This window comes from Actinomyces massiliensis 4401292 (assembly GCF_000269805.1).
GTDB lineage: Bacteria > Actinomycetota > Actinomycetes > Actinomycetales > Actinomycetaceae > Actinomyces > Actinomyces massiliensis.
The window spans coordinates 401,306-408,347 of sequence record NZ_JH711481.1; the positions used below are offsets into that span (position 1 = coordinate 401,306).

5 protein-coding genes are annotated in these 7,042 nt (G+C 67.5%); all 5 read right to left on the reverse strand.

Going from position 1 to position 7,042, the window contains the following annotated elements; translation table 11 throughout:
* Positions 1 to 123: 123 nt before the first annotated feature.
* Positions 124 to 1,614, reverse strand: a complete 1,491-nt coding sequence (locus tag W5W_RS0101705; protein WP_008732359.1) for an amidohydrolase family protein — start codon at positions 1,612 to 1,614, stop codon at positions 124 to 126.
* An 80-nt stretch (positions 1,615 to 1,694) separates the two neighbouring features.
* Entirely contained in the window at positions 1,695 to 2,669 is a 975-nt protein-coding gene (locus W5W_RS0101710; RefSeq protein WP_017194089.1) for a hypothetical protein, read from the reverse strand.
* A 261-nt stretch (positions 2,670 to 2,930) separates the two neighbouring features.
* Positions 2,931 to 3,908: an IS481 family transposase gene (locus W5W_RS0101715; RefSeq protein WP_017194090.1), complete on the reverse strand. Its 978-nt coding sequence runs from the start codon at positions 3,906 to 3,908 to the stop codon at positions 2,931 to 2,933.
* An 861-nt stretch (positions 3,909 to 4,769) separates the two neighbouring features.
* Positions 4,770 to 5,447, reverse strand: a complete 678-nt coding sequence (locus W5W_RS0101720) for a hypothetical protein (protein WP_017194091.1) — start codon at positions 5,445 to 5,447, stop codon at positions 4,770 to 4,772.
* Between the two features lie 164 nt (positions 5,448 to 5,611).
* The gene (locus tag W5W_RS0101725) at positions 5,612 to 6,784 is read right to left on the reverse strand and encodes a Fic family protein (RefSeq protein WP_017194092.1); all 1,173 of its coding nucleotides are present in this window, start codon (positions 6,782 to 6,784) and stop codon (positions 5,612 to 5,614) included.
* Positions 6,785 to 7,042: the final 258 nt, after the last annotated feature.

A 7,042-nucleotide genomic window follows, 5' to 3' on the forward strand; every position in this document is an offset into this window, starting at 1 on the left:
TGCGACATCCATAGGAACGCCACGACCCAACCCGCACATTCGCCTACAGTCATCACATAGTTTCGCCACGGACGATCCCATAGTTTTGCCGCTACAAATCTTGCGACAAACAGCTCTTGCGCCTCACACCTCCGGATGGGTCCGACGCCGCTCAGCGAGGGTGCGCCACACCCCCAGCGTGGCGGCAGGACCGATCGGCCCCAGTCCACCCAGGGAGTCGTCCAGCAGCACGGGCACGCCCTCGAGCCGGTCGGGCACGAACTCGCGTCCGCGCGTCACCACCAGGGTGAGGTCGCGCAGCGCATCCAGACTCTCGCGCGGGTCCCCCGCCACTGCGATGAGATCGGCCTCGAATCCCTCGGCCAGCACCCCGGTGATGCCCGCGCATCCGATGGCGGCGGCCGCCCGCGACGTCGCCGCGAGGATCACCTCGGCACGCGGCAGTCCCACCCACTCCAGCGCCTCGAGCCCGGCGACGTAGCCGCGCTGCGGCACAGCGGGGATCCCGGCGTCGTGCCCGGCGACGATCTTGACGCCGTGCTCCCACAACTGGCGCGCGGGCGGGGCGTAGGAGTCGTCGCGCCGGAGCATCTGGGGCATGTCGGCGGTGATGGTGCAGTCGACGTACACGCCGGCGCGGGCCATCTCGTCGGCCAGGGCCGGGTCGAACTCGCTGCGGCCGTCAGCGGTGATGAAGGAGGCGTGGGCAACGTAGTCGACACCCGCGCGCACGGCCCGCTCAATGCCCTGAACGCCGTGGGCGTGGGCGGCCGTCCACTTGCCCAGGCGGTGCGCCTCGGCGATGAGCACGTCGAGCTCGCCCTGGCTGAACTGGGCGAACCAGGGAGCGGAGCCGCCCGTCATGAAGCCGCCGGTGGCCATGACCTTGATCGTATCGACCCCCATCTTGTGGTGGTGGCGCACCTCGTAGCGGATCTGATCGAGGGAGTCGACCTCCGCGCCGGCGTGGTAGGAGTGCCCGGCGGTGGTGGTGATCTGCGGCCCGGAGGCGACCACCCGAGGCCCGCGCACATCCCCGTTGTCTATGGCCTCGCGCACGGCCACGTCGATGTAGTGCCGCGCCCCCAGGCTCTGAGTACTGGTGACGCCGACGCTGAGCAGTTCGCGGGCGGAGCGCGCGGCGTTGAGGGTGAGGCGGGCGACCTCATGGGGGCCGTAGTCGGGGTATTCGACGGCGGTACCGGAGGTGAGCAGATGGTCGTGGGTCTCGATGAGACCGGGCATAAGCGTGGAGCCGGGCAGGTCGAGGCGCCCGATGTCGGCAACGGCCAGGTCGGTCCGGGAGGACAGGTGCGCCTCCGCCTCGGCGACGGTGCCCACGAACAGGATGCGCTTGTGGTCCAGCAGCACGGCGCCGCCGCCTCCGGCGCGCCGGGCGGCCTCGGCCGGGCCCGCGCCCTCGCCGTCGGGCCCGACGTCGGGAACATCGCCGACGACCTCGAGAGTGCCGGGCGCGTCGCCACGGCGCCCCGTGATGAGGCGGTCGGCGGTCAGCAGAACGGTAGAGCGGCCGTCGAGGCGCTCACCGCCATCAGTGGGAGGAGTGGTCCACCCGGTGATCTCACCGGGGGCAGGGAGGGGATAGTCGGTCATGAGGCCAGGATCGCAGGTTTTCGCGGTTCTGGCGCTTCAGCCTCGCAGGACGGGACGCCTCGGGTGCGCGCACGGCCCGCTCAGCCCCGCGGCATGATGAAGGAACTGCCGAGCGCGAAGGGGAAGCCCGGCTTGAGCACGGCATCCACGACCGGTTGGGCCAGCTCGATGAGGCCCTCGGTCTCGAAGCTCTGCTCGCCGTCGGGCCCCGAGGAGGCGAGGAGGCGGGAGTAGGGCGCATCGATGTCGAGCAGAGCCATGCCATCGGCGTGGGTGGCGCGCTCCCAGGCGCCGCCCTCCATCTCGAGCAGAGTACCCAAGTGGAAGTGCATGACCTGCTCGCCATCGACGGTATCGACGTCGCTGGGCACGCTGAGCACATGATGGGGCTCGGGATCGCGCGGGGCGCGCAGGGTGAACAGGAGAATGGCGCTGTCGCGGGCGGCGCGCAGCATGAGCCGCGCCAGGTGAACGGTGAAGCCGGTGATGTCGAAGTCGGCGGGGCTGGAGCCCATGGCCTCTTCGACGGTCAGCGCCGGCGATAGGGGGACGGCGGCTCCGCGCCTGGGGTCGTTGAAGGCTCGCCGACCCGTGGGGGCCTCGGCCCGCAGGCGCAGGATCGGGCCGAACTCGGCAGGCTCGGCATTGGCCCCGACGTCGTCGGGATCGGAGCCGGGCGCCAGCAGAGTGCCGGTCTCCACGATCTCGACCCAGCCGTCGGGAGCGGTCGAGGGGCCGGGCTCGGTCTCGACCACCCCCATGCCGAGCACCGTGGCGAAGTCGGTGCCGTCGGTTGCACGATGCCAGGTGATCTCGGCGTCGTCATGCCAGATGGGGACGACTCCGTTGAAAGGGATCCCGAAGCGGACGTGCTCGGGAGCCGCGTGCCTGCCTCGAGCGGGGGCGGCGGCGTGCCTGCCCCGCCGGGCGTGCCGGGCGCGTCGAGAGCGCCGGGTGTCCGGGCCTCCCAGGCCTCCCGAAGGTGAGTCGGGGATCGGCGTCCCGGAAGAGCTGGTGCTGGCATCGTCGTGCTTCCCCACGAAGTACTCGCTCATGACAGCAGCCTACGGGGCGCATCCCGCAGCCGGCGCGGCGCTCGCGTGCGGCCGGCGGTGAACCGCTGCAGGCGAGAGGAGATGCACGATGTGCTGGATGCGAATGCGCTCGGCGCCCCCGGGCTGCTCCGGGACCCCTCTCACCGAAATCGGTCCGGTTCCGGCTCGAGATCGGTCGTACTCCGCGCCGAGATCGGTCCACTTCCAGCTCGAGATCGGTCCGGTTCCGCGTCGAGATCGGTCCACTTCTGCTGTACTCGGTCATGAGGTTGGTGACACTCGGCTGATGGGGGGCTGGCCGTCGCAGGCGGTGTGGGGTCGAGTGTAGTTGTAGTGCTCGAGCCAGGGCGCGAGGGCGTCGGCGCGGTGCTGGTTGGAGACGTAGGGCGCTCGGTATGCCCAGTACTCCTGCATGGTGCGGTTGAAGCGCTCGGCCTTGCCGTTCTGCCAGGGACAGTGCGGTCGGGTAGTGATGTGTTTCGCCTCGATGCGGGTCAGCTCGCCCTGGAAGGCTGTGGAGACGGTGTAGTTCTTCGCGTTGTCGGTCATCACCTCGCGGATCTGGACGCCATGGCGGGCGAAGAACTCCGCTGCGGCAGTGAGGAACGCCGCGCAGGTGGTGCCCTTCTCGTCAGGCAGGATCTGCGCGAACGCGAGCCGGGAGTGGTCATCGACGGCGACGTGGACATAGTCGAACCCGAGCTTGGTGGACTTCACTCGACCGCGGTTGTGGTCGATCGCGTCGGGACCTTCGACGCGCCAGCCGCCGCCTTCGGGGACGCGGCCGAGTTTCTTTACGTCGACGTGGATCAGATCGCCCGGAGCGTCACGTTCGTAGCGGACCTGGGTGCGCCGTGAGGCGCGCAACGCGATCCCGGTAACTGGGTCCAGCTCGTGCAGCGCCGGAAGGCCGGCCCGGGCGATCAGGCGGGACGCGGTGCGCGGGCTCACCCCGCAGGCCCGGGCGATGTCGTCACGTCCGAGCCGCTCACGACTGCGCAGCTCGACCGCCGCCGCCGCGGTCTGCGCCGGTGTCGCCGATGGTGACGAGACCGGACGCGACGACCGGTCTGACAAGCCAGCTTCGCCGTGGGCGCGATAGCGAGTCAGCCAGCGGTGCGCGCACTGACGACAGACGCCCATCTCCTTCGCGACATGCGAGACGGGACGGCCGGCGAGGACCCGGCGCACGAGAATCAGCCGGCCCTTGACAGTGAGCCGCGCATTACGATGGACCAAGAGAAGGCCTCCACTTCGGTGACGTTAGACACCACCAATCGTGGAGGCCTTCTCCCTACCCGAGTGTCACCAACGTGCTGACCGAGTACATCTAGCTCGAGATCGGTCGAACTCCGCGCCGAGATCGGTCCACTTCCGCGCCGAGGTTGCGGTGTGTCAGGACATCCGAGACAGGGCGAGTGCGTCGGGTGCGGTGATCAGGTGGAGTGCTTCTTGGGGCTGGGGGTCGTATGAGTCGGGCCGCACCGCCGCGGGCCGACTGTGCCGGTGCTCGCGTGGGCCGGGGGTGGTGGGCTGTGAACACCTGAAGTCCACTCACGTGAATCCCCATACCCACGCGTGCCGGGGGCGGTCAATCGTTGCACACTCGCGTGCGCTCCGCGTCGACGGGAACCGCGAAATCATGCGGAACAGCAATACCGGTAACGGCCGCGGTCGAGCTCCCATGTGCGCAGACCCCCCTCACCGCACATGGGAGCCCAACCACCACACATGACACTCGCCAGAAAAGCCCGTAATTCCAACAAAAACCAGCCCCCCACCCCGCAAAGACCCTGCCCTCCCATGTGCAACACCACAAACAACCACACCCACCAGACACGCCCACCACGCCCCACACCAAGATCGGTCGTATTCCGCCTCGCGATCGGTCCGATTCAGCCCAGCCGACCCAACATCGAAGCGCGCACGACAAGCTCAAGGACGAAGACCGCATGCCGCACCCCGCAACCACCAACGAGCAGCAAATCCGCAGCAGCACGACCGATCTCGACACGGGTTACGACCGATCTCGAGCTGGAAGTGGACCGATCTCGGCGTGGAGTACGACCGATCGCGAGCCGGAGAGCGACCGATCTCGGCTCAGCCGTTCTTGACCGTCACCTTCGAGCGAGACGCATGCGCCTCGTCGCCCTTATCGCCACCACCGGTGGCGGCCTCCCGATCATAGGACAGGGTCATGGCATCCTCGGGCAGGGGCTTGGCCTGGGTGCTGTCGCCCATGGCGACAAACCCGTACCACCCGTCGACATGGCTGGCGCCGTAGTCGTCAGAGGTAATCGGATGCAGCCCCGCCTGCGTCATGTCGTCCTTGAGGTTGTCCTGCATGAGGACGACGAAATGGTACGTGTCGTTCTCATCAATGAGATTCAGGGTGTTGTCGGCCTCGGAGGTGAATGAGAAGCCGTCTGAGAAGTCCAGGGTGCAGTGCACCAGGTAGACCGTATCGTTCGCCTCGGAAGCCTGAGCCTTGTACGTCGGGGTGTCGAAGTCCGAGACGATCTGGTCGCAGGTCTGGGTCAGGCCGATGGCTTCGTCGGTGAAGGTGACGGGCTCGATCTCCTGAGCCCCGGCCACAGTGCTCTGACCCGTTGCCTGCACAGCCGAGTCCGTCGAGCCGCCGGACACCTGACTCGTCGGGGCGCCCGTGTCAGAAGCCGGGCCGCTTGCGTCCTGCCCGTCCTTACTCCCGCAGGCGGACATCCCGACGGCGCAGGCAGCGGCGGCGACAGCACTGAGGATCTTCACGATGGTGCGCATACGAGGTTCCGTTCTCTTGCGGGAGCGATGACGGAGTCAAGTGTGCTCGATGCGGCACGGCCGAGCCGAGTCGGCCCCCTTTCGCGAGATCGGCAAGACGGCCAGACGAGGGCGGCAGACAGCCAGAACAGCAGCATCTGCCGAGCAGACTGCAGAGCCTCTGCTCAGCGCCCGCTGCTCAGCAGGACGTGCAGCACGGCCGGGGCGGCGTAGCGACGCGGTTGGGAGCCCGAGTTGATGACCTCCAGAAGACCGAGCTCGACGAACTGGCCGACAAGCCCATTGGCGCGCCCGTAGGACAACCCCATCTCCCTCTCGACCCTGCGAACGGTGAAGGACGGATTGGCCACGGCGAAGTCGACGAGGTCGAATGCATGGGCCGAGCGCAGCGATGACGCCTTGACCTGCTCCCGAAGATCCTCCTGCACTGCGACCAGCGCCAGCATCTGCTCCTTCGTCCCGGTCGCGGCATCGGCGAGGCCGCGGGCGAAGAAGGACAGGAAGGAGTCCCAGTCGCCGTCCGTGCTCACGCCGAGAAGCGTGTCGTAGTACTCGGTGCGGCGAGCCTCGAACCAGGGTGAGACGGTGAGGCTCGGCTCCGACAACAGCCCTGTGTTCAGGAGTGTCAGGACAATGAGGTACCGCCCGAGGCGGCCGTTGCCGTCGCGGAAGGGATGAAGCGTCTCGAACTGGTAGTGGGCCATGCCCGCCACGACAACCGGGTCGATGCGGTCGGAATGATCTGCTCCGAGCCAGTCGACGAGCGCCGCGACACCCGCGCGCAGCTGATCCCCCGGCGGCGCGGGAACGAACCTGCCGGCTTCAACCGGCACGCTTCGGGGCCCTGCCACATCGCGACGTCCGATGACGACTTGACTCTCGCGCAGCCGCCCGGACTCCTTCTCCAATGGTGTTCCGCGCATAAGGCGCCCCTGGAGGTCCTCAATGAGGGTCAGGGTGAGCGGACGTCCTTCATTCATCCAGTCGAAGCCGAGCCGAGCCATACCGGCGTAGTTGAGGATCTCAGTCATCTCAATGGACGCCGACATATCGTCGTCCGCCTTGAGTACCTCGTCGAGCGGGGCGTATGTCCCCTCGAGCGCTGATGTGGACTGCGCTTCTCGACGCAGCGACGGCGTCCGAAGCAAGTGCGGGTTGGGAAGTCGCCGCGCCGTAGCATCAAGAGCTGCGAGCGCCCGACCCGCCGCCGCAATGGTCCGATAGGTCGTGCCGGAGAGTTGCGGCTCTTCCTCTCCCAAGGGAACTGGGATGAAGGCGTGATGACGCCAACTGCCCAGATGCAGGTCCGATCCGCTGATCTCGACCAGTTCTCCCATCGACGGGTTCCTGAACATCTCCACATCCACGATGTCACGCTAACGGGGGTTGTGTGACATGAGCAAGGAGAACTTTTCACACAAACCCCCATTGTGTGAAAAGTTGTCGGCGGACATGTCACACATATGACATGAGCCGAGCACCCCGGCGGATCGGCACCCCGGAGCACCCAGAGCCGCCAGCCCCGTTACCTTGGTGGTGGTCGCAGGGAGGAGTCTTGCGGCTGGGCCAGCGGTGGTCGGCATGATGTCTTGCCC